22 protein-coding genes and 1 other annotated feature are annotated in these 23,375 nt (G+C 59.9%); of the genes, 10 read left to right on the top strand and 12 right to left on the bottom strand.

Annotated elements, in window-relative coordinates; all coding sequences use genetic code 11:
* The first annotated feature begins 52 nt into the window (after positions 1–52).
* A protein-coding gene (locus AC1PPK_RS01730) for an IS3 family transposase (RefSeq protein ID WP_481113787.1) occupies positions 53–1,275 on the top strand; the annotation gives its coding sequence in 2 pieces (ribosomal slippage) (positions 53–335 and positions 335–1,275; 1,224 coding nt in all).
* Positions 331–447 (top strand) — a sequence feature (AL1L pseudoknot). It overlaps the preceding gene by 117 nt.
* On the opposite strand, the gene AC1PPK_RS01735 is transcribed toward AC1PPK_RS01730, so the two are convergent.
* The 3 genes from AC1PPK_RS01735 to AC1PPK_RS01745 form a co-directional block, all read right to left on the bottom strand.
* Positions 1,257–2,138: a hypothetical protein gene (locus AC1PPK_RS01735; protein WP_481116125.1), complete on the bottom strand. Its 882-nt coding sequence runs from the start codon at positions 2,136–2,138 to the stop codon at positions 1,257–1,259. The two genes, AC1PPK_RS01730 and AC1PPK_RS01735, sit on opposite strands and share 19 nt — an antisense overlap.
* Before the next feature lie 965 nt (positions 2,139–3,103).
* A complete protein-coding gene (locus tag AC1PPK_RS01740) occupies positions 3,104–3,532 on the bottom strand; it encodes a hypothetical protein (protein WP_481116126.1) in 429 nt (142 codons plus the stop codon).
* Positions 3,533–3,952: 420 nt separating this feature from the next.
* Positions 3,953–4,264, bottom strand: a complete 312-nt coding sequence (locus tag AC1PPK_RS01745) for a helix-turn-helix transcriptional regulator (protein ID WP_481116127.1) — start codon at positions 4,262–4,264, stop codon at positions 3,953–3,955.
* A 424-nt stretch (positions 4,265–4,688) separates the two neighbouring features.
* On the opposite strand from AC1PPK_RS01745, the gene AC1PPK_RS01750 reads away from it, so the two are divergent.
* The 6 genes from AC1PPK_RS01750 (at position 4,689) to AC1PPK_RS01775 (ending at position 8,259) form a co-directional block, all read left to right on the top strand.
* On the top strand, positions 4,689–5,285 hold the full coding sequence (locus AC1PPK_RS01750) for a hypothetical protein (protein WP_481116128.1): 597 nt from the start codon (positions 4,689–4,691) through the stop codon (positions 5,283–5,285).
* The gene (locus AC1PPK_RS01755; RefSeq protein WP_481116129.1) at positions 5,269–5,631 is read left to right on the top strand and encodes a hypothetical protein; all 363 of its coding nucleotides are present in this window, start codon (positions 5,269–5,271) and stop codon (positions 5,629–5,631) included. Before AC1PPK_RS01750 ends, AC1PPK_RS01755 begins: the two co-directional genes overlap by 17 nt.
* 87 nt (positions 5,632–5,718) lie before the next feature.
* On the top strand, positions 5,719–6,045 hold the full coding sequence (locus AC1PPK_RS01760; protein WP_481116130.1) for a hypothetical protein: 327 nt from the start codon (positions 5,719–5,721) through the stop codon (positions 6,043–6,045).
* 3 nt (positions 6,046–6,048) lie between these two features.
* Positions 6,049–6,252, top strand: coding sequence for a hypothetical protein (locus AC1PPK_RS01765; RefSeq protein ID WP_481116131.1), 204 nt, complete (start codon positions 6,049–6,051; stop codon positions 6,250–6,252).
* 182 nt (positions 6,253–6,434) lie between these two features.
* On the top strand, positions 6,435–7,040 hold the full coding sequence (locus AC1PPK_RS01770) for a JAB domain-containing protein (RefSeq protein ID WP_481116132.1): 606 nt from the start codon (positions 6,435–6,437) through the stop codon (positions 7,038–7,040).
* A gap of 28 nt (positions 7,041–7,068) precedes the next feature.
* Positions 7,069–8,259, top strand: coding sequence for a tyrosine-type recombinase/integrase (locus tag AC1PPK_RS01775; protein ID WP_481116133.1), 1,191 nt, complete (start codon positions 7,069–7,071; stop codon positions 8,257–8,259).
* 49 nt (positions 8,260–8,308) lie between these two features.
* Here AC1PPK_RS01775 and AC1PPK_RS01780 read toward each other — a convergent pair whose 3' ends face one another.
* From AC1PPK_RS01780 to AC1PPK_RS01810, 7 genes are all read right to left on the bottom strand, one after another.
* A complete protein-coding gene (locus tag AC1PPK_RS01780) occupies positions 8,309–8,566 on the bottom strand; it encodes a helix-turn-helix transcriptional regulator (protein ID WP_481116134.1) in 258 nt (85 codons plus the stop codon).
* Positions 8,567–8,585: 19 nt separating this feature from the next.
* On the bottom strand, positions 8,586–9,776 hold the full coding sequence (locus tag AC1PPK_RS01785) for a tyrosine-type recombinase/integrase (RefSeq protein ID WP_481116135.1): 1,191 nt from the start codon (positions 9,774–9,776) through the stop codon (positions 8,586–8,588).
* 339 nt (positions 9,777–10,115) lie between these two features.
* Positions 10,116–11,972, bottom strand: a complete 1,857-nt coding sequence (locus AC1PPK_RS01790; RefSeq protein ID WP_481116136.1) for a DNA polymerase — start codon at positions 11,970–11,972, stop codon at positions 10,116–10,118.
* Positions 11,969–12,829, bottom strand: a complete 861-nt coding sequence (locus AC1PPK_RS01795; RefSeq protein ID WP_481116137.1) for a hypothetical protein — start codon at positions 12,827–12,829, stop codon at positions 11,969–11,971. Before AC1PPK_RS01795 ends, AC1PPK_RS01790 begins: the two co-directional genes overlap by 4 nt.
* Before the next feature lie 72 nt (positions 12,830–12,901).
* The gene (locus AC1PPK_RS01800; RefSeq protein WP_481116138.1) at positions 12,902–13,165 is read right to left on the bottom strand and encodes a hypothetical protein; all 264 of its coding nucleotides are present in this window, start codon (positions 13,163–13,165) and stop codon (positions 12,902–12,904) included.
* A 107-nt stretch (positions 13,166–13,272) separates the two neighbouring features.
* Complete coding sequence (locus AC1PPK_RS01805; protein WP_481116139.1) at positions 13,273–14,265, bottom strand: hypothetical protein; 993 nt, start codon at positions 14,263–14,265, stop codon at positions 13,273–13,275.
* A 514-nt stretch (positions 14,266–14,779) separates the two neighbouring features.
* Complete coding sequence (locus tag AC1PPK_RS01810) at positions 14,780–16,117, bottom strand: YopA family protein (protein WP_481116140.1); 1,338 nt, start codon at positions 16,115–16,117, stop codon at positions 14,780–14,782.
* Between the two features lie 294 nt (positions 16,118–16,411).
* Here AC1PPK_RS01810 and AC1PPK_RS01815 point away from each other — a divergent pair, with 294 nt between their 5' ends.
* From AC1PPK_RS01815 to AC1PPK_RS01825, 3 genes are read left to right on the top strand one after another with little or no spacing between them, the layout of a single operon-like run.
* Positions 16,412–17,443, top strand: coding sequence for a restriction endonuclease (locus AC1PPK_RS01815; protein ID WP_481116141.1), 1,032 nt, complete (start codon positions 16,412–16,414; stop codon positions 17,441–17,443).
* 41 nt (positions 17,444–17,484) lie between these two features.
* A complete protein-coding gene (locus AC1PPK_RS01820; RefSeq protein WP_481116142.1) occupies positions 17,485–17,784 on the top strand; it encodes a hypothetical protein in 300 nt (99 codons plus the stop codon).
* Positions 17,781–18,155: an HVO_A0114 family putative DNA-binding protein gene (locus AC1PPK_RS01825; protein ID WP_481116143.1), complete on the top strand. Its 375-nt coding sequence runs from the start codon at positions 17,781–17,783 to the stop codon at positions 18,153–18,155. The genes AC1PPK_RS01820 and AC1PPK_RS01825 overlap by 4 nt, the downstream gene beginning before the upstream one ends.
* A 447-nt stretch (positions 18,156–18,602) precedes the next feature.
* Here the strand turns inward: AC1PPK_RS01825 and AC1PPK_RS01830 are convergent, their stop codons facing one another.
* Positions 18,603–19,301 (bottom strand): hypothetical protein, encoded by a 699-nt coding sequence (locus AC1PPK_RS01830; protein WP_481116144.1) that lies wholly within the window; start codon positions 19,299–19,301, stop codon positions 18,603–18,605.
* A gap of 17 nt (positions 19,302–19,318) precedes the next feature.
* Entirely contained in the window at positions 19,319–22,525 is a 3,207-nt protein-coding gene (locus tag AC1PPK_RS01835; protein WP_481116145.1) for an ATP-binding protein, read from the bottom strand.
* Between the last annotated feature and the right edge of the window lie 850 nt (positions 22,526–23,375).

Here is a 23,375-nt window from a genome sequence, read left to right on the forward strand (position 1 = left end):
GCTGAATCGCCCCGGGTTTCGCGGAGGCTCCTACTCTTGAGAAGATGGAGCCATGAAAAAGACAACGAAATACGCCCCGGAAGTACGTGAGCGTTCAGTGCGGATGGTGTTCGAGCAGCGCAGTGAGCACCCGTCGCAATGGGCAGCGATCCAGTCGATTGCAGCGAAGATCGGTTGCACGGCCCAGACACTGCACGCCTGGGTTCGGCAGCACGAGCGGGATACCGGACAGCGGGACGGGGTCAGCAGTGCCGAGACCGCACGGATCAAGGAACTGGAGCGGGAGGTTCGGGAGCTGAAACGGGCCAACGAGATCCTGCGCCTGGCTAGCGCATATTTCGCGCAGGCGGAGCTCGACCGCCGCAACAAGTGACCCACGACTTCATCGACATGCACCGGGAGCGTCTCGGGGTCGAGCCGATCTGCAAGGTCTTGCAGGTTGCCCCGTCGGCGTATCGACGCCGGGCGGCACGTCGGCGCAACCCTGATCTGCGTAGCGCCCGGGCGCTGCGCGACGAACGCTTGATCGGGGATATCCAGCGGGTCTGGCAGGCCAATCTGCGGGTGTATGGCGTGCGCAAGGTGTGGCGGCAGTTGCAGCGGGAAGGCATCGAGGTGGCTCGCTGCACCGTCGAACGTCTGATGCGGGCCGAGGGACTTGTCGGCGCCCGGCGTGGAAGCGCCGTCCGCACGACTCGCGCGGATCCCGCTGTGCCTTGTCCGCTGGACCGGGTCAATCGGCAGTTCGTGGCCGAGCGCCCGAATCAGCTCTGGGTCTCCGACTTCACGTATGTCTCGACCTGGCAGGGATTCGTGTACGTCGCCTTCGTCGTCGATGTGTTTGCCCGCTACATCGTCGGCTGGCGCGTCAGCCGCTCCATGCACACCGAGTTCGTGCTGGACGCACTGGAGCAAGCCTTATGGGCACGCCAGCCCCAGCGGGATGCCCTGATCCATCATTCGGATAGAGGGTCGCAATACGTGTCCATCCGCTACACCGAGCGACTCGCCGAGGCGGGCATCGAGACGTCGGTTGGCAGCAAGGGGGACAGCTACGATAACGCCTTGGCCGAGACGATCAACGGACTCTACAAAGCAGAGTTGATCCATCGCCGTGGCCCATGGAAAAGTGCTGAAGCGGTGGAACTGGCAACCCTCGAGTGGGTGGCCTGGTTCAACCATCATCGGCTGCTCGCCCCTATTGGCTACATGCCGCCGGCTGAAGCTGAGGCAAACTATCACCGCAGTCAAACCGCTCAGGCTGTCATGGCCTGACTTAAACCAAATGGCCTCCGCGAAACCCGGGGCGATTCAAGCTTGTCAATCGCTTCCAGCCACCGAACCCGCTTCTTGCTGTGGCGGAGGCATTGGATGAGGGCAGCAATACAGTCAGAGTGCAATTCAGGAATCGTGAGGTGTCGGTCGCTTTCAGAGCTCTTCAGGCCGATGTAGTGATAGCAAGTCCCCTTTGACGGGTCAGGCTGATCCAGTGGCGGAGTAAATGGGTCGAAGGCGCTGAAGGAAACGGATACCAAACTGCTGAAGTAGCCACTGTCAATCGGAGCGTCTCCAGAACCGAGGTCCCTAAACTCTCCTGCTTGCTTGGTTCCGGCGATCGCATCGATCATCCCGTTCAGCAAAGTCGTCTTTCCAATGCCATTGCGGCCGATCAATGCGTGGATGTTGGTGCTGGGCCGCGAAGCAACCTTGACCTTGAACGTCAGATCAACGGCACTGCGCTCATGTGTGGCTGGGCGTACGAACTTGAATTTGAACGGAGTCTGCTTGGAGAGCCCATTCATCGCACGCGAGAATTGGCCCTGGATCGACGTCAAGCTGACTGTCCGAAGGAGAGACCTGTTGAAGACTGTCTCCGAAGAAGCCTCGGTAAGGATTGCCGGTGTAGCAACCACGTCCCGCAGTGCCTCCAAGACTTCCCTGCCTTTGTCGGCCGGCAACTTGGCCAGAGTCTCGTAGTAGCTGACGTCCTGACCGACTGAGAAGAACTCGGAATCAAGCGGTCCGAAATATCCCTGTGGAAGCTTCTGGTACGTGTCAATGGCGATGGTCTGTCCCTTGAAACCAATCTTCACCGCGCCAACTTGCGTGATGCTGTCGTCCTTCAGACGCACGCTCATGTCAAACTGCGTAATGAACGAATAGTCGTTCCACCGGTCTACGGACAAGCAAATGGAGTCGTCCGCATGGCTCCAGTCGGTCCCATGTCCATCAACAAATATTTTCATCGCCTACCAATCAATGGTTTTCCCTGAAGCGCCACCGGGGTGGATCACCTGACCCGATTCCAGGGGCGCGGTACGTCATTTTGCTATAGAGCCGAATCTGCAGTCTAAACTCCATTCTACGCACGCAGAGGAGTCAAGCTGGGGGTCCGACCGGATGTGGATCAGGAGGACCCACGCATTCGTGCCGACAGCGAAGATGATGAGAACCGCTGACGGCATGTACCGCGCGCGAGCATCATCTGTCAGGGTGATCGTTTGCTAGCTCGACAAAGAGGTCCACCAGGGTGGCAGCTGACAGGCGGTTCAGGAATGCTGAGAGGTCTTCTCGAGCAATCCTGGCTTCGAGGCACGGTTCGCAGGCCAATGTGGGGCCGCCAAGGCTGATCTGAGTGGTTCGTGCCGAGGCATTGGACGACAGCAACCTCGCTGCCCCGACATTGATCGCCAGCAGCGTCGATGACCGGTGGACAGTCGACAGTGTGACTTGAGCGTCGTAGGGCGAAGGACCGCACCCGCTTCAAAGCAGTCTTTACCCATCGAAGACTGAATGGCCGCAATGGGTCGGGTCCGGCTGTAGTGTCGATCAAGATGCGGTCGTTCAACGCCATCAGAGACTGAAGGGCGGCTTACCTTCCCATTGCCACCCGACACCGAGCAAGTGGCCAGCGGCAGCAAAGGCCGATGAACGGCCGATCCGATCAATAGCCCATAAGAACCCCGCCTTCCCCAAGACGGGGAAAGCGGGACTCTGAAGCTGTCGCCTAATCAATCCTCAGCTGCGACCAACACGCTGATCAAGCGCTTCCGAAAAGCGCGTCGCTCGCCCTAGTCGAGCCCCCTCCACGTCGAAGACCCTTCTAATAAGAAACGTCCTCGATTTCCATGTTCTTCCGCAGGTCCACGACCAAGCAATTCACCTCATAGGGCTCAAGCCCAAAAAACTTCGGCACCACGGCGTAGTCGATCGGCGTATCGAGCAAGTCCTCGCCCAGCGGGATCCCGCTCTGTTGGAGCACCGCACGGACATGGTCCAGCATCTGCTCAGCCACAGCCTCGCGGTACGCAGCCCAAGACCGCTCCACGAGCAGCATTTTGTAGATATTGAGAACCTTCTTACCCCGCGCGGGATCGCCAGCCACTTCTAGCACGAGCTCTTCGACAGGCCATTGCAGCGCGTTTTCAGCCGCATGGTGCGCCCACAAGAGCCATTTCAAACTGCGCCGGTACTCCACGAGACTTTCATCGGGGAACGCACCTTCGGCGCCCGGAACCAACCCTAACGTCATGATCAAGACTCCTTGAGAATGGAGGACGGGAAACATCAGGCCACCAAGAGGACACCCACTCAAAGCGACTGCGCGGGTCGATCCTCCCGGAGACGGTGCCGCTCCTCCCAGCGCGGCGTCACTCATATCCCCTTGGCAAAGCCACTTTGGACTGGCGGGAACGAGACATCGCGGAGGCAGATAGCGGCACGCATCGGTTTGTTCGCACCGGTGGGGGCACTTGAGGGGCAAATCACCAATCCGCAGGTGACTCGGGATGCCGGTCGGCCTGATCTCATCGACGCCATCGCGATTCCTCTCCTCCTCGGGCTGACTCCCCCAAGTGACCCACGGCACAACGGGACACCAGTTCCCGTGCGCGTCTAGATAAGCTGCCTTTCCCCTAAAGGGGAAAGGCAGCTTATCTATACAGCATGATGCTCAGTTAGCGCTGGCGACCGCCGGGACAACGCGCCCCTTGCCGATCCATCTGCGCAGCGCCTCGGAAGGCGGGGATGAAGGGGCGGCCGCCATCGCCTCCTTGACGACCGGCATCTCGCCTACAGAAGCCTGCATCCGGGCCTCCAGCCAGGCCTCAACGACCGCTTCGTCATAGCGGATCGTCTGCGGGCCGATGACGACATGAGGTGGGAGATTGCGGTCACCGCGGGCGCGCAGGCGCTCGATGGTGGAAACCGAGAGTCCTAGCCGCTGGGCGAGCCAGCGTGTGGGTTGAAGCGAGCGGATGGGCATGGACAACTCCTGATGGACAGTTGCGGGGGTCTCTACTCGATTGTTCGCACCCGTGCCGACCGCTGCGGACACTTGCGAGCAGCCTGTTTCGACCGTCACAGCCCCTACCCTGCCCTGCATATCATGACCTTGGGATTTGATCGGCTGCGACAGCATCGATCAACACGACCACCCTGACCATCACGAGGAGATTCACCATGCTGAGCACCGTACTTGAGAACTGGCCCGACCTGACCTTCCCGGACACCTTCGACTTCGATCTGGAAATGCACATCCATATCCAGCGCTGACGACCACACACACACCTCTCAGGCGTTACGGGGACCGCATGGACGCCATCGCCTGACAGTGCTGCCGACCTTCTCGATGGGCCCTCGATCTTCACGGATCGAGGGCTCTTCTCTTTTGTGTCACGGAGACCTTCATGTTCGACCCGATCACCTATCTGTGCATCCGTACCGGCACGGCCCGCAAGGCCGGCCTCAACGCCACCGGCACCTTGAGCTACGCGATCCTGAAGGACGCGGATTCGACGGAAGCCTATTTCATCGTCACCGGCAACAGCAGCTCGGGCTACTACTCCCGGGTCGCCGTCCCCTTCTCCGGCATCGAGGCCAGCCTCGCCGCGCTCACCGAGGATCAGGCCTTCCCGGCCAAGACGCTGAAGCCGGCCTTCCCCAGCGGCAAATCCGCCAACGACGCCGGCTTCCTGCTGGCCCTCCTCAGGCACGAAGGCCTGCTCGCGCCCGCGCCGGAAGGCGCGCACCTGAATGTGCGTTCCGGCGACTGGTCGGCATGGCGGGACGCCGTGCTGACCGAAGCGGGCGAGCCCTTCGAACTTCCCACCAAGCAGATCAAGACCGCCATGAACACGACCGAATCCAGCACGACCACGTCGATCACCGCCGCGCCGCCCGTCGTCCTCCACAAGGGCAAGAAGGGACGCAAGGATCGGCCTGCCGACCATGTCCATCCCGAGATCAACGCCAGCGAGGAGGACAAGCATGATTCACCTACGTGATCCGGGCGACCTGATCCTCATCGTCGATACCACGCTCGAAGCGCTGATCGCCCAGCGCTTCGAGGACTTCGCCCAGGGCGAACCCTATGATCCGGAGCTGCATGCCCAAGCTTTCCTGGCGCAAGCGGGCGACACCGTCGAGGCCCTCGAAACGGCTGCGGGCTGCCACATCACACCGGAGCGCTTCGACGTGCTGGAAGAGCACGACACCTGCTTCGAGCTGGTGTTTGCCGAAGGAGACGCCGGCACGGTGATCTTCATCCCGAAGGCGGCCGGTATCGATTCGGCCTTGCTCGCCTTCTGCCAGTGTCACGCAGTCCCCGCACCGGACCTCAACGCCGCCTGACGTTCGCCCTCATCACCCTACAAACCCTCGCCGCAGCCGGAGCCCTCCATCGGAGGCTTCGGCTGTTTTGCTTTCTGGAGCCCAATCATGCAAACCCGTCACAACGAAGATCCCATCGGGAGCCCGCCCCCGCCCAACGTCACGCCGAAGTTCGATCTCGGGCAGGTCGTCGCGACGCCTGCCGTCCTCGATACGCTGACCGAACACGGCGTCACGCCGATCAGCCTCCTGTCGCGTCACGTCGGCGGCGACTTCGGAGACATCGACGCCGAGGACTGGCAAGCCAACCTCGCCGCGTTGCGATACCGCAATCGGATCGTCTCGGCCTACGCCCTCGCCCCCGATGCCGTCATCTGGATCATCACGGAGGCGGACAGGTCGGTGACCACCCTCCTCCTGCCCTCGGAGTATTGAGCCGTGAGCGGCCCGACATACAAGGCGCCCCTCAACCCGCAGATCGCCCAATGGCTCGCCGGACTCGATGACGACGCCAATGAGTTCTTCCAGGAGCGGGCGGCCATCCGGGAGCACATGGGCGGCTTCAAGCGGGAGGAAGCCGAGAACCTCGCCTGGGCCGAGACCCAGCGCTACGTCGAGCGCCGGAAGGCCTCGCCGCGATAGCGCCTCAGCCGTCGCCCGAAACACCAGACATGGACCAGCGCACGGCGTCGGTCCATCCCACCCTCAACGACGAATCCCACGATGCCTTGCCCCGCCTCGATTCATGCGGCTCTGGGGCAGGCGGCCATGCCCTGCGCCGGGGATTCGTACTTCTTCGCACCGTTTTTGTGAGGAGCATCGCCATGACACCCACCCCGATCCGGCATCTGTCGGACGCGGATCTCCTGCACCTCGTCCTGGGCGACGAGGCCGCCGCCACGCTCACCAATCTGCCGCTCACCGACCTCTTCCGTTTCGATGCCGGCACGGCAGCCCTCCAGGAAGGCATCGCCCATTACGGACCGCTTCGCATCCTCGACGCCGCCCAGGAGTTGATGGCACGCGCGCTGACCTGCCGCTTGGCGGATCGAGATTGCCTGACTAACACGAGCGCCGTTCGGGATCTGCTGCGCATGAGGCTGGCAGGACTGCCGCACGAAGTGTTCGCCGTGCTGCTGCTCGATGCCCAGAACCAGCTGATCGACTGCGTCGAGCTCTTCAGGGGGACCTTGACCCAGACCTCGGTCTATCCGCGGGAGGTCGTAAAACTCGCGCTGGAGCGCAACGCGGGCGCCGTCATCTTCGCCCACAACCACCCGTCCGGGAGTGTCGAGCCGAGTCGGGCCGATGAAGCACTGACGCGGGGCTTGAAACAGGCCCTGGCGCTGGTGGACGTGCGGGTGCTCGATCACTTCATCGTCGGCGGCACGACGACACCCCTCTCCTTCATGGAGCGGGGCCTGCTGTAACCCCAATCCTCCCCCGGAGCCCAACACCATGAAACGTCAGTTCCGATTCACAAAACGCAGCCTCGACGCCCTACCGCCGTGCCCGGCCGACTCCGCCAGCAAGGAGGTGGAATACTCCGACCTGGACATCGGCGGCCTGCGGGTCCAGGTCAATCGGCAGGGCAGGAAGAGCTTTCTGTTCCGGTACCAGATCCACGGCAGGAAGCGTGCGGTGAAGGCCGGCGGCTATCCCGAGACGAGTATCGAGGCGGCCCGCCAGCAGGCCATCGAGTGGAAGGCGCTGCTCGCCAAGGGCATCGATCCGCAGGAGTCGCGGGACGCACTGCGCGAAACGAGCATCACCTTTCGGGAATTCTTCGACCAATACCTTTGGCCGCACATCGTCAGCACGAAGCGGAGCGCCCGGGCAGATGCAAGTCGATACCGCAATCACGTGCTTCCGGCCTTCGGTCACCGGGAGATGGCGAAGATCACCACGCTGGAGCTGCAGCGCTTCCACAATGACAACAAGGCCAAGATGGCCCCAGCAACCAGCAACCGGATCTTCGAGCTCATCCGCCACGCTTACACCCTGGCGGGAAGCTGGTCCCTGCTCCCGCCGACGGTTCGCCCCTGCGACAGCATCCGCCTGCACCGGGAGAACAACAAACGGGAGCGCTTCATCGAGCCCGGCAGCGAGCTGCCGCGACTCCTGAAAGCACTCGATGCGGAGCCCTCGAAGTCAGCAGCTGACCTCTTCCGCTTCCTGCTGGCAACCGGCGCCCGCCGGGCGGAAGCCATGTATGCGAAATGGGAACACATCAGGACCGAGCGGCAGCAGTGGTACTTGCCCACCAGCAAGTCCGGCAAGGCGCGGATCGTGATCCTCAACGAGGTGGCGATGGAGATCCTGAACGGGCGACCGCGCATCCGCGGCAACCCGTACATCTTCACCGGCACGCGGCCCGGGCAGCCCATCGGCAACCCCACCCGCGCCTGGAAGCGGATTCTGCGACGGGCAGGGATCGACCCGAAATCGACGCGGATCCACGACTTACGCCATTCGCATGGAAGTTATCTGGTCGGCGTGGCGAGCCTGCAGGAGATCGGGGGCATTCTCGGCCATGCCCAAGGATCAACGGCCGTGACGGCAAGGTACGCTCACCTCAATGATGATCGCCTGAGGCAGGCCAGCAACCATGTGGCTGACCTGATGCGAGCCGCTGCGGAGAGCCGCTAAAAGCACAAAGCCCGGCTTCGGCCGGGCTTCGCGCTCCTTCATTTTTTGCTCACTCTGCCGCAGGGACAGCGCGGGACCCATCGATCTGATACGCATGACGGTCGAGCCATTGCTCCACGTCACCGCGACGGTAACGGATGCTGCGCCCAACCTTGATGAAAGGCGGGAAGTCGCCGATGCGGGTCGAACGGGCCTTTTCCAAGGTACAGCGGCGAATGCAAAGCCACGTAGCAACCTCGTCCGTGGTCAGGAGTTTTTCGGGGGCATCGGCAGTCGTATCCAACTGCGGGCGGTGCGGACTGTTCATCGTTACTTTCCTCCAAGGATCAAGCGGCTTTCGGCGGCACGAAGAGGTCGGCAATCAGCTCGTTAGCTGCGACCAAATTCTCGGGCATAGCATGACTGTATATGCGAGTGACATTAACACTTGAATGACGATCGCATTGACTCAAAATTTCGATTGGAATTCCCGAGTTTGTCCCGGCCGATATCCAGGCATGCCGTAAATCATGGGGTCGAAATCCATCGGGGATGCCAGCCTTCTTACATAGGCGGCGGAAGACCCGGATGGCGCGGCCAGAACGTTCATTACTGCCTTGGCCGGGGAAGACGTAATCATTGCAACGGAACGCTTCCATGTGTCGAATCACATCTTTGGCAGGGGACGAGAGATAGATCTTGCCCGGGCGCCCGGATTTCTGATCGGTCAGCGACCAGATTCCGGCCGCCAGATCGATCTGATCCCATCTGCATTGATTGGTCAGTTCTCCCTGGCGGGCACCCGTCAGGGCCGACAGCATCAGCTTGCGGCTACCAATAACGTTCGGATCATTTTGAGCCGCCTCGAAGAACGCTCTGACCTGATCAACCGTCAGGCACTTTTCGCGACGATTGTTCACTCGGGGGGTACGTACCCCCCGAGTAGGGTTGCGGCTGATGATGTCGAGATCAACCGCCAATCCGAGGACGGTTCGAATCTGCCCCACGATTGTGCGGATCGTGGACGGGGCAAGACCGGCCTCGATCATTTTGACCACCAGTTGGTGGATATGCGACTTATTGATCTCAGTGACGGCGAGATCGTCGAGGGCAGGGCCAATCCAGTTTTGGTGTCGGGAAATGTCCGTATCGATCGTTTTTTTGCCTCGGCTACGGCATTGAACGACGTAATGATCCCAAAACAGGCTCTTGAAAAGCATCGGACGCGTCTTGGGCTGTCGCGGGTTTTTACCCTGAGCAGCAAGAACGCGGTTAGCGCGATGCTGTTGCTTGGCTTGCTCAATTGAAATGAGGCCAAGCTCGCCCAGTTTGACGCGGTCGGTGACGCGAAGAAGCGAATAGCGAGAGTAGAAGACGACTTTGCCCGTACCGTAGATCATGGCCTGCAGGCCGGGCTCGGTGTCGCACGTGAACTGGACTTGCGTCAGTCCGAGGTCACGAACTCGGACAGCCTCCTCACGCAGTCGGCTGACCGTAAACGGGATACGCGTCGGAAACGCGTGCTTGCGGAGTTTCATGCGGCGACCGTTTGATTCTCAACAGGGGTTACATATGGGCCTACGCATATGCGTAAGCCCTACCTAGGCAACGTGGGCGCTGCTCTGCGAGCACCGCCCACGTTGCGGTGGCGGTCTCCATGGGAGACTTCAAATCGAGGGGGCGGCGTGCACCTGGAACGCTGTATTCACCCCTCGAAAAAGAAGGGCTTGACCGACAGCCCTGGGAAGCGTCGAGTCAGCTTCTTCCACACCGCACGCTCGGCGGACCGTTATCGCCATTGATCTGAGGCCCCGTCGCCCCTCCAGCGGTTGAGGAGTCAGTGTAACTAGGCTGTTTACCATTCCCCTTCCCCCGAGTTACACCGCCACCGGCAAGGCCGGCAATTCAACAGCCTCGCCGACAAACTTCGCCACGTCGAGATCGGGGAACTGGCTACGCAACACTGCGAGCAGCAGCAGGACGTCATCAGTCACCGAAACAACGTTCTCGACGAGCTTGGCACGGCCCGCGTTCTTAAGCTCCATCACGGTCGTTGGATACCCGCTCTCGGTCAGCCAGAGCGACAGCTCAAGGTAGCTCAACGTACGCGTCACCCCCCAAGCCTGCTTGGCGTAGGCCCGCAGGAAGACCCGGCGCAAGACGCCGACTTCCCCCTCATCGGTCCGCCGGATACCCGCACCTCCGGTCTTCCGGTGCCCCCGGCGCTTGATCACCCCAGCGGCGAAGTCCCACCAGTGCCGCCAATCCTCCAGGTTCTTGAGGCAATGCTGACGGCGCCAGCCCGTGAAGACCGCACGGACCTTCTCAGCTTCTTCCATGGTGTCCCACGGAACCGTATCAAACGCGATATGCGCCCCCGCGCCGACCTCGACCATGCGCGCCTCAACCGGCCGCCGCTTCATGTCGAATTCCAGCCCGAGACGGACCGAGCGCTCAACGCGGAAGACATCCAAATCCTCCAGCCACTGCTGTCGCAAGCTGATGAAGGGCCTCATGACCGTCTTCGATTCGGGCGTGCGGCTCAGGTACAGATCGACCATGTACTCGTTCTGCAGGCGCTTGATCTGGTCTTTTGTAACCCCGTCCTCCGGCAGCGTGATCGCAGGCGTGACGTTGCCCTTCGCAAGCACGATCCGCGCATCCGCCTTAAGTTGCGGGTCGGGATCGGTCTGGGTCGTGAATTGGGCGCGGATGCGTGCAGAGAGGATTTGTTGAACCCGATGCTTCACCTCCAGGATCGGCTTGCCCGGGGCTACACGCTCGGTAGCAGCCTTGAACCGACTGGAGATCGGGCCAGACTGATCCACCTCTTCGAGGGGTGCATCAGTCAGGAAACCGTCGGTCGTCACGCTGACGATCCGGCGGTGGCGCGGAACACTATTCATCAACTCTGCGATCAGGGCTCGTACGAACCCCATCACAAAACTGAAAAAGAGTTCGTTAGTCACGGGCGATTCTTCAAGCTCAATGCTCCGCATCTCCCCGGCATCAAAAACCCGCTTCTCCTTTAGGCCCTGCCCGGTCTTACCGAAAAGGCCGTTGCCGACGAGCTTGATATATTCATTATCGAAGCTCCCCTTGGGATGCTTGGCCCGCTCGTCGCGGATCGTTGTGACGAAGGGCTCGAAGGGCCGAACGTTCTCGTCGAGCCACGGGTAGATCACCCCATGAAGGATATCGACCTCGTAGCCGAGACTAAGGGCGACTTCGATCTCGGCCGCCGTGCAGTACGACATCCCAGTGCGGACAAAAAGAAGGTTTTGACCGTTCCCCTCCATCGGAAAAACCGGGTAGCGAACCTCAGCCGGGCAGTGCTTGATGTCGACCAGCGCGAAGCCGAGGACATGCCCCCGGAAGGCCTCGGGATCGAGACATACTCGTGGATGGTCATAGTCAACCAGTCCGAGCATGCTCAGAACCGTGGTATATGCGCTGGCAATATCGATGTCGTAGTAGGTGCCAATCGGCGTCGGACCCGCGTAGTAACACTCACCGCGGCCGCCGTGCGCGGTCCGCGTGATGAAGTCCGAGAAAATCGCCCGCATCGGCACAGGCTGCTCCTCTTTGACGGTCACGAGCTTGCCAGCCCCGTCATTCCAGAAAGTCTGCGCCTGAGACTCCTTCCCGAAGACCATCCGAAAGGCGAGTCCACGCTCATCCAGGGTCTTTTTGAACAGGCTTACCGCCACGCCACTGCTGGTCAACGGGATCATGTGCGCGTCTCCAGAAGGCCACCGATAACCTCCTTCACGCGATGCAGGAAGTAGACCGCGATGAGGGCATCCTGCGCGGCATACTCGGCATAGCGCTCGGGATCTTCTGCCAGCAGTCGGTCCATGTGCTCGATAGCACCCGGCGGCAGTTCGATCTTAGGCTGGCCAAGCAGCGCACCAACGTCCGCTAGAGTGGTACCGACCGGCACATGGCGGACAAGGTCGATGAACTTCACCCGCAATTCACGGCTGTAGTCCTCCACATGGGCGACAAAGCGCCTCGCCTTGGTGAGCCGCTCGATATCCCGGGGCTCAAACGCCACGTCAAACGAGATCCCATCGCTCCGAGTGCCGACGCTGCGCCCGACGGAATCCAGGCGGGTCTTAAACTGAGCAAGATCGAAGGCAGTCAAGTCCGCCCTGAGGAAAAAAGCAGCGGCGTTTACTCTCGCAGGCCACTCCAAAACAGCACCGTTCTCAACCGCCATCGCAATGACCTTGGCGAGGAGTTTGGCGAATTCCGGGCGGTCTTCACGGCCCGCCTTCAGGTACTCGATATGAGAAAACTCGCCGCACTCGCCGACCACATGGAACTGGATCGAGAGGATGCGGTTGGTGCGCGTGACCGGATCATGGACCCACTCAGCATCGAGCCCGATCGACACATCCGGACCGGTACCCGGCACAGGCGTGCCAGGCGGAGTAGAGAGGAAGGCCTCCAGTTCCCGATGTTCAGCTTCGCATTGACGCTCAAACATCTTCTCGGGGTCATGGACGATGTCGGAGACGGGCGGGGAGTAAGGCTTTTCGGTGCCGGCAGGGACGTTCGAGCACGTTTGAGTTTCGTTACAAACCATGGGGTTTCTCCGCAATATGGAAAAGTAGGCACGGCGGTCAGGCCGTGCCCAGTGACTTAGTGCGGAAAAAACTCAGGCGGACAGCAGAGACCAGTCCGGGTCGGGCGCGTTCTCAGGATCGAGGAGAATGCGGACCAGTTCGTCCTGAATGTAGCGCAGCTTTTCAGGCGACCAGCCCTCGTAATAAGCGACGATCCGGACACCTTGTTTAATGACAACAGCACGATCCTTGATCATGCCGATGCTGAGTCCCTCATTCAGGGACACGACCCCTCCATCGGGGCCAAGGACAGGACGGGAAAAATGCTTGGGGCGGTGATGCGGTTGAAAGGACATGTTTGTGCTCCGGCAAAGGGTTGAGGGACATCGAACGGCCTCATTGCCCATTCGATGGAGCGAGTATCCCCATCACTCCCCCGTGCCTTACACCGCGTTTTCGGCCCCTAACTACCCCTCGAAACGCGCTTGACAGCACCACTACGATGAGCAGTTGCCCGCCACGTCCCGCGCCATGGGGAATCCGTGACACAGGGTCGGTATGGATCCTCCAGACGGGTTAGTGGCAACCGCGGATAAAACTCGTATCGCTTGTGCTCATACCTTTCCACCCTCTCACGCGCCTTTTTCGACTGCTCCCCGTACCACTTGTTGTCGAGTTCCTCCTTAGGCCCCTCCAAATCAGAGAGAAGCACAGACAGTACCCCCGCACCACAGTGACCCAAGTGCCGCCAGGCAAGCTCAGCCACGTCCTGCGCCACCGTCCGGAACTTCATGTCACCGCTCTTGTTTTTGTAGGGGTAGAGTTCGCTCGCATCCACTACCTCAAAAGTCTCGATCAACCCTGGAAGCGCTTCGTGTAGCATTTGCAACATCGGCACCTCCTGCGGGGCCAGCGCCATCAGCATACGGGGATCAACCAGCAGGGCACTCAGTGCGTTTTGGACTTCCGCAGCACCTGCGACGAACTTCTGGGCAGCAAGTTGCGCGGTTTTCGGCACCTTCAGCACCGTATCATCGGAGAGAATCTTGTCGCAGGTTAGGGCGTACTGGCTCCAGAACCGCCAGGCCCTTTCCTTCCTCATGAGTGCCTGCACTGCGTCGGACGTTGCCCACGCCTCTTGCACCCACCCTTTTTCCAAACTCTTGACCCACACCGCATTCAACGCCTCGTCGTTGCGACACTTTCCGACAACCCATTCGCACACTGGCTGTGCCTTAACCCCACTAAGGCGATTATCGGCGTCAACAAAGCCACCCTCCTTGTCTACCTGGGGCGGGATCATCACATCGTCCAATATCTTCTTCACCTCTGGAGGATATGGCTCTCCCGCCTCCTGACGTGCTTGAGAAATATCCCAAAGGCTTCCGTCGAACAGATTGCAGAATTGCTCAAACTCAGTGGCGGTGTAGCAGCAAGGAAAGGTTTTCGTAGTCATACGCGGTCTTAGTTAACTGGATCCAAACCGAGGTTATCGGCCGCGGAGCCCGCGCTCTTGACGAGGGCATCACCCCCCAGGGCGGAACGGCACAAGTGGTAAAAGAACGCAGAGCGGATCTACGCCCGAGCGCTTTCAGCGCACGGGCTACTTAGGCCAAGCGCGCGCCGCTCAATGAGCGGCGTGCGCCCGGCGGGTCGTCGGCAACCCCAACTTTCAACGGAGCCCCTACAGCTACCCTAGGCGTCAGGCTGGCCGGAGCGGTGTAAGTGCGCTGTATACCATCCCCTTCCAACGAGTTACACCATCATCGCATTGGAACTTTCGGCACCTTCCGACAAGTCCCTAGCAATACCAGTCACGCCCGGCGCAGGTCCCTCCATCCTGCGCCGTGCTTGGGGAAGAGATGGATATGATGGTGCTGAGGGTGACCGAGTCGGATGGAGCAAGGGCTCCAACTTTGGCGGCTATACGCCCCTACGGCGGGAGTTGGAGGACGGTCAGACCATGTCGCTCATCCTGCGTTTCCCCATGGCACTCGCTCTGATTGGGTCACGTATTTCGCCGTCAATCGACTGGTATAGGTGTCGTTGTAGCCGCACAAGGCCAGCACAGACAACTCCAGGTACCACAGGCTCAACTTCCATGCGTCAATGAAGCAATCGGAAACCTGCTTCTTGCTGGCCGGATGAACCAGTTCGTTACGGATGTCAGTCAGGGCATGAGGCGCATCCACCCACTTGCAGCTCGGTGCAGCCTTCTGAATGTCTAGCGTTGCGGCACTAATCCCGACAGGAAGATTCAAGCTGGAAAAAAGCAGCCGCAAGCGGTCAGACGCCTTCAGTCGATCGAGCCCTTCGAGGGAGATCATCTTCCTGTCAACGACCAAATGGTGATGCGCCAATCGCTCCAAGGCGGATTGCGCCAGAATGATAGCCGCATCGATGCCTGGCGAGCTCCCATTCGTGTTGGCCTGCACATACCAGTAGATAGCCGAACGCAGACAATCCTTCCATTCCTCCGACTGCTGCCAACGCTTCACGAATAGGGGAAACAGGACCTCAGCCTGGCTCGCCTTGAATGGGGTAAACCACGAATATGGCGGGTTGCTGACGTATGGGGAAGCAAAGGTCTCCCAGGTTTTTTCGCCCGCCGCATCGAATCCCACTTCACACGAGGTCGAGCACCGCCCACCCTTAGTGAATGAGAGGAAGTTGGCCAGGAGAAGGCGTTGCTCGCGGGCCTCTTCCCCGGAGAAAGGCTTGCCGTCCTTTCGCTCCAACTTCGCCACATGTGTCAGATAACAGCCGCCTTCACTCCTTATTCGCTCCCATGCCTGACAGGTGGCGTCGTTCGGCAATGATTGGAGGGAAACGCGCCACTCCTCTGACTCCAGCACAAGCAACGCACACTCCGCAGGAGCTGCAGTGGCTTGATGCTGCCCACCCTGGAAGTCAGGGAAGTTAAAGAGGTGAAGGATTGCCGCAACTGAAGTCTTGGACTGCATGTCACACAACACCACAGGCTCGGATTTGGGGTGCCAATCCAATGCCAAGATATCGGAATTAGCCCTCCACTTTCCACGGAATCCTTCTATCTTGTGGCCGTTGAATAAGAAGTACGAAGGATCGTCTGGGGTGTAGAAGAACAAGGGAAACCCTGACTCTCGCGCCCCTTGGACACTTGCGTGAAAAACAACCCGCGGGCTGGGAAGAAATCTCAGCAGCAGATCAGCCGTCCCGGAAAAACGGTCATCACCAAAGCCCGCTTCCGCTGTTCCCTCAAACAAGCAGACAGGTTCAGGTGCAGAGGAGAAGTCGTACGCTGGCTGCAAAGGTTCAGGTCGGTTCATGCTTTTTTCCTTGAAGTGCTCTTCTTCGCCGCTTCTTCAGTCATTTTCAAGCAAAGATTGAACTCCAGAACAATGCGTGACTGAGAAAACCCTGCTTGCGCTTTGGCCTAGCCCGGCAGGACACCCGGACGCCTCGCGATAAAACCGCCCATCACCGGTCACCTCCAGAGTACTGCAGAGGTGATTGCCCACTGCTCCGCTGAGTAAAACGTCGAGCATAAGGGCTCGGGAGAGCGATCTCCTAAGCCCTCTTCTTTCAGTCTCATGTAAAGGCTCCCGCTCGAAGGAAACACGATGCGGGCGCTTGCGCTACCATCCGTGATGTCTGTGGATGTTGAATCCATAAATACCCTACCATCATCCATGTTCGTTATGGCCATCCCCGACTATCAAACCTTGATGCTTCCGCTCTTGAGGCTGGCCGCTGACGGCAACGAGCATCGTTTCCGCGATGCAGTCGAGCAGCTGGCGGCTAAGTTCGAGTTGTCCGATGAAGAGCGTGCCACGATGCTTCCCAGTGGTACGGCACCGATGTTTGACAACAGGGTCGGGTGGGCGAAGACCTACCTTAAGCAAGCTGGTTTGATCGATGCAACTCGACGAGGCTACTTCCGGATCACGCTGCGGGGCTCCGAGCTTCTCGGAACAAACCCGATCCAGATCGACACCTCTACGCTTGAGAAGTATCAGGAATTCCGGGCATTCAGGTCACGCAGAAGTGAGGGTAACGGCGCGCAGCAACCAGACCTCCCAATCACCTTGCCGTCTCCGTCCCAGATCACGTCATCGCCGGCACCAGAAGCCACACCAGAGGAGCTTTTCTCACAGGCTTATCAGCGCCTGCGCAGCAATCTGGAGGCCGAGGTGCTGGAGCAGGTCAAGGCCACCACACCGGCCTTCTTCGAGCGCCTGGTCATCGATCTGCTGGTCGCCATGGGCTACGGCGGCTCGCGCCAAGATGCGGGCAAGGCGGTAGGCCGAAGCGGCGATGGCGGCATCGACGGGATCATCAAGGAGGACAAGCTGGGGCTCGACGTGATCTACGTGCAGGCCAAGCGATGGGAGGGGACCGTCGGGCGTCCGGAGATACAGAAGTTCGCTGGAGCCCTTCAAGGACAGCGTGCGAACAAGGGGGTTTTCATCACCTCATCAGGATTCTCGCGAGAGGCCCACGAATACGCGGGGATCATCCCATCGAAGATCATCCTTGTTGGAGGTGAGCAGTTGGCCGCCTTGATGGTCGATCACAACGTCGGGGTTTCACCCGTCAGCCGCTTTGAGATCAAGCGGGTTGACTCGGACTACTTCGAGGGGGACACCGTCTGAGTGTGACCGTCCCAGCAAAGCCAGCCATGCTATATTAAGTCATGGCTGATACGAAGATCATCGATGAGTCCCACAAGATTTCCGACAAGCGGGGCAACGGCAAGCTGCGCCGGGAGATCTGGGTCGATTCGATCACGGGCAAGGTCACCCGCTACAACCTTGCGTACATCAACCACAGGCTGTACGCGGGAGACAACGGACGCGTCGTGGGTTACGACAACGCCCACGATGGTCACCACCGCCATTACTTCGGGGTGGTGGAACCCATCGACTTCGTGAGCTTCGAAGACATCGAAGAGCGCTTCGAGCAGGACTGGATCATCTTGAAGGATTGCAAATGAGCAAGCTGACGATCAAAACGGGAACCGAAGAGGATTTCTTCCAGCGAGGCCGGCAACTGGCACGCGCAGCGGATCGCGGCGAGGCGCTGCCCAGCGAGAGCACGATCAGTTTCGAGGACCCGGCAGACGTCGTGAAGCTGATCACCACAGCGCGGCTGGCCCTGTTCCGTGCCATCAAGGAGATGCCCGGCTCAATCACTCAGATCTCTGAGCGCCTCCACCGCGACCGTAGTGCGGTCAAGCGCGATGTGGATGAGCTGGCGCGGGCGGGGCTGGTCACTGTCTCGGAGAAGGTGCTGCCGGGCCATGGCCGGATGAAGGAAGTCCGGGCAACAGCGCAGCGCATCAGCCTGATGGCGGAAGTCGCCTGACGGGCACACCAAGGGGGACCGTCTGATCACGTTCTGGTCAGCGCTCCGTCAAAGCCGGTCCAATCAGATCCTGATGCGGGGACTGCTGGAAGCAAAGATGCGCCTGTCCGCGCCGACTACGCCTGCCTGCATAACCCTGTTGCGGACCAAATTGCGATACGGTTACTCAAAATATGTCAATGTCACAATATTGGAGCACAAAGCTCAATTGAGAATAACCAGCCGGGGGTTCTTAATTGACTTCGTGGGTGGCGTGCTGGGCCACCGAAAAACTCACCTTGCTAAGCAAGCGCTGCCCAACTAGCCCCAGACTGTTAAGCTTTTGGCCGAGCCGCATCCCATCACCAGCATTGCCAGCAGCAGCGAAGCGTTACGACGGGATGGGCGCTTAGTCCGGCATAGTGCGATGGGATATCGATGATCGCGAGTCAGCCACCAAATTATCATTTACTTTAGCGTGGGCAGTCTCAGATAGTGCCGCAGCGCGTGAAGGACCTCAACGAGGTCCTTCACGTTCGCTAGATCCGCGTGCCTATTGCAGAACCGCACAAGTTGGCTCTTGCCGTCGCGTGTGAGTTCGCGGTGGATAGCGCCTGATACGTTGTACTCGCGCACCATTGCTGTTGGGTACTCCTTCAGAAACCGCATCATAAGAGGCTCGCCGATGAGGTCTTCAAGTTCCCAGGTCAAACCTTTGAACGCTACATTCTCCTTATCAAAGCTCCGCTGAAGTGCTGCAAGGTCGAGGCTGCCACTCGTCGGCATGACCGGTCGAAGTCGGAAGACGTCACGATACTCAAGGATTGAGGCGTCGAACGTTCGTGCGCCAGTCACTGCCTTTTGCCCCGCCGTGTCATTGTCGAACAGCCCGATTATGCGATAAACCGGATGCCCCGCCGGCGACAGGTAAGCGGTCACCAAGTTGTGGAGGACCCCAAGTTCGCGAACGACACCATGCGTGCCGCCGCGGTCGCCCTCCCCGGCTGCGATAATCGCAAGGTCGGCAAGAAGGTTCTTGCCTGAATCCCGGCGGAAGTGGTCAGCCGCTAGCTCAAAGAGCGACACATCAGATGTGCCCTCCACTAACACCGATCGGGGTAACAGGCTCCAGCCCTTCGACGCACCGTACCGAGCGACGATGTCCATCTCCTTGTCCGCCATATTCAGTGCCGCGGCGCGTTGACAGGCCGGAGGAACGGCCCGTTGTGACCGAACGATACGTGCGCGGAAAACACCGTCCCCGATCGGTGCTCGCGTACGCCGAACTCCTGCGGCCGGTAAGGCACATCGAAGCGAGCGAACTCGCGAACCCGCGCCATTGCCCTATGGCCGTGATCATAGGAGGAGACTGCGGTCACCACACGCCTCTGATCGCTGCCAGGCTGAAGGAGCCAGCGAAGGCGATCCGGAACCTGTGCGAAGATGTCCGTCTCGTGCCACAGCACGCGAAGCGTTTTGAACTGGCGGTCGGCCTCTTCCGTTCGCATCTGCTGGAACAGTAGCAGTGCATGCTCAAGTCGGAGTTGCGGCGGCAACCGGTAGTCCGTAGCGACCAGCAAGTCGAGCACCTGAAGTTGACCTTCGAAGTCGAGCGGAGCCACAGCCACCAACACTTGGTAGCGTAGCCTAGCAACCTGTGCGTTACCGGCCCCGGCCGGGTGGTCGAGTTTGCGCAAAACCTCCGTCAGCACGTCGAACGGGGCCTGGTCAAGCGACACCGGTGCGCGGCCATCGAGGGTCGCAGCCAACGCGATCCAGGCATCCAACAACACCTCCGTCGGGCTCCCAGGTTCCCCACTGCGGCGACTCCCAGTGCCTGTCGCCATTAGGACAACCACGGCGCGGTCCGCGAGTGCCGCGAGCGCATGTCGGCGGAGCTCGTTGCGATCATTACGAATTGCCTCGTACACGATCTCGAGCGCCTCTATGCAATATCTTGGGGCCGTCTCCTCCGACTCCTCGGCTGAAGCTATGAGGCTCTTCACATGCGTCTCGACGACGTAGGGGCTGGACGGGCTCTGCTCATACGCGTGGCGCGTCGCGTCTGACGCTAACCCCCTCAGTTCGGCAAGTTCCTCGCTAGGTGCACCTTGGTCGGCACGAACCCGCGCGAGATCGAAGTAGGCGTTGGCGAGCGAGTTGTAGAGATAGACGTCCGGCTCGTCGCTAGATGTCCCGTCGATCGATTGGAGCGCGTAGGAGATGTCGGCGGCGGCCCGTTCAAGAAGGGCCACCTTATCGGCGCCCGACACGCCGTAGGCAGCCTCGTCCAGCCACGCGATACGTCGACGAGATATTGCAGTGTGGTGCCTAAACACGCGGCTGCTGTTCCTAAGAGCAGCAGGCATATCGTCGAGCGCACCGAGCACTTCGCGCCAGAGGTGAGTCCAACTGCCCCGGCCCCGATCAGGGTCAACTTTAAAGATCGTGGTGGCAAACTCCTCGCCGAAGTCGCGTTCCGCGGCCTCTCCGAGCACCGGCTTGCACGAAACCTCCCGTAGGATGAGGAAGCGCAGGTGCAGAGCGTCCCTCGCGTCCGCAAACCCTAGTGAGCAGCGAGCATCGTGGTCGTAGAAGAGAGCATTGATGAGGAGGCGGCCTAGAATGTCATGCGCCATGGCCCAGTATTTCCTCCCGGCATTCGAAAGGCGCAGGAGCCCGAGCGAGGAAAGATCTCCGCGCCTATCATCGAGCAACAGAGAAACCGGCCAAGTGCTCCCCCCCTGTTCAATGAGAGATTCAGGCATCGGCAGACGCTCCGCACCAAGCGCAGCTATCTGCACAATTGCCCTTCTAACGTCGGGGGTGTCCGCGCACTTCTTGAACGCCCGGTAAACCCAATCCTGGATCGAATCATTGAGATCGCACTGGGTCTGTAACCAGAAGGCCAAGGTAATCCAGAAGGTCGCCAAACCCTCCAAGTAACGCACCGAGTGTGCTTCCTGGAAATTGCGCCATTGCCACTCCGGACGTTCTTTACGGTAGCCACGCAAGAAGCGGTTCAAGTGCCGCCCCAACCCCAACGTCTCTTCTTGGTCGAGCACGTGGTGGAGTTCCGCCAATTGCTTGAACCGGGACTCGTCGAAATACAAGAGTTCCCTCTGAGGCCCAGTCACTACCAGTATGCAGACCGGACGCCCCGCCCGCTCGATCTGCTGCAGAAAACGGCGCAGTTCGGCAGCGCGGAATTCCCAATGAACACGGTCGAAGACGAGCAGCCATGGCGTCTCATACAAACGTGCGTCCGGCTCGGCACGCTCCTCAGACTTGAGTTCTTCACTCTTCTGCTTGACGCGCGTGAGAAAGTTGATAAGCGGAAGGGCGTCAGGGGTGAAAGGAATTCCCTTCGCAACGAGGGTTGGATAGCCTGCCCGCGCAGCAGTAAATGCCAGATAGCGGGCGAGCGTCGTCCCCCCAGCTCCGGCCTCCGAAACGATATAGGTTATCCGGCTCTCCGATGACCCGGCTGCATCAAGGCGCCTAAGCTGGGCCTGCAACCCACGCCACGTACTATCATCACGGATCCACGGCAGGCCGGCTGCGAACGCACGCCAGTCAACGAACTCGCCCCGGAAGAAAGCGTTAAACGCGTCTTCGGAAAGCTCGTCCGTCCCTGCCGAGACAAAGTCTCGGTCCAGGATGAGGTCGTAGCTCTCAAGGAGGGGGCGTTCGGGATCATCAATGTCGGTGAAGTCAACTTGGCAGATGGTGCCAGTCTCATCGCGCTGACGGACGATCAAATGCTCGTCCTCGTAGGAGGAGGCAAACGAAGCAGTAAGCCTCCGCGCGAACTCCTCCACAGAAAAAGAGACGATGGAAGCTGTCGGACCTTGGCCGTTCTCGTCGAGCCACTCTCCGAGCTGTCGTGTCGCGTCGGCGTCCTCATCGACCACAACCAGACGGGTACGAAAACCGGAGGCCCAGATATCATTGAGGGCGGTGGGAGCCGCGCTGTCCGCATTACCGACTACGACGAGCTGTCGCACGCAAGACCGCCGCAACTCCTCCAGCATCGTCATCCCCCGCAACTGCCGCTCAAACCTCGAGCCCTGCCCGGTTCGGCCCGCCATCAAGAAAATCGGCAGCGCCCGCGCAGGCAGATCCATCCGGGAGGGGTCGGAGTCAATGACGTGAATAAATCCACGCCGCCTAACTAGCGAACCGCTATCCGGCAACTCGAGCGCCACTACAAGTCGCGAGTCAGTCTCCTCGACGAAGACATGCTTCCAGGGCAGACGCAGCATGGAGGCCAAAGCTTCGATCTGGGCAGCACTGTCCACCGATCCGCGCACCCAGATAGAGACGTCGCGATCAGCCAACCCCGCGATAAGACTGTCCGGAATGGACTCACAATGTGGCACTATCTGCACGTTTCTCTCCAATATTCCCATGTGTGCGTCTGGCATGGGAGCCCTGCGAATGAATCTTTTCAGCATAAAATATTAGGAACGAAGCCACAAGGTGAGGGATGTTGGAAACCCACTGCCCAGTAAAGAAAGAGGGTGATCACAGCTCTCTGGTCACGCTCTGGTCACCGCTGCGTCAAGTTCGAGCCATCAAGATCCGAGACCAGAACCCCCATAGTTGAACCGCGGAGAGGCAACCCATCCGGCAAATCCGTTGAGTGCCAACGGAAAACCGGCTAAAGTAAGGCTGGCGATGGAAGTGATGAGGCTGCGAATAATGCACTGCTCCACGTTTTCGATTCCCATCGCCCGCTCCACATCGAATTCCGGCAATCGTTGATCTGCAAGCAAAAGGGCCAACCTGAAGAGGTTGGCCCTTTTGCTTTTTGGTCAATATCCGGTCGCGGGCGGATAGGGCCAGATCAAGTAGTGGCCGGTACGACAAGGCCTGTCGCCTCAAATACCTTTCATGGTCGTCTCCGGCGACACCCCCCCTTACTTCACCGTACTGGCCACCTTCGTGTCGGAACCCAGCGATGAGGCCGCCCTCCTCTTCCGACCCGGAAATATTCCACTGCAATGATGACTACCAAGACCGAAGATGTGACACCCCATCCAAAAGCAATATGCCTTTGAATTCATCAGCTGCAATACACAGATTCCTGCTTCAATCTCGGGAGATTGGAAGATTGTTCCGCTCGATATTTCTGGCCCTCGTAATGACGGCCGTGCTTTCGGCATGTGGCGGTAGCGACTCCGCGCAACAGGTAGCTTCGACACCTCCTCCGGCAGCGCCCGCTCCATCGACACCTGC

The organism is Zoogloea sp. JDB1 (assembly GCF_056724025.1).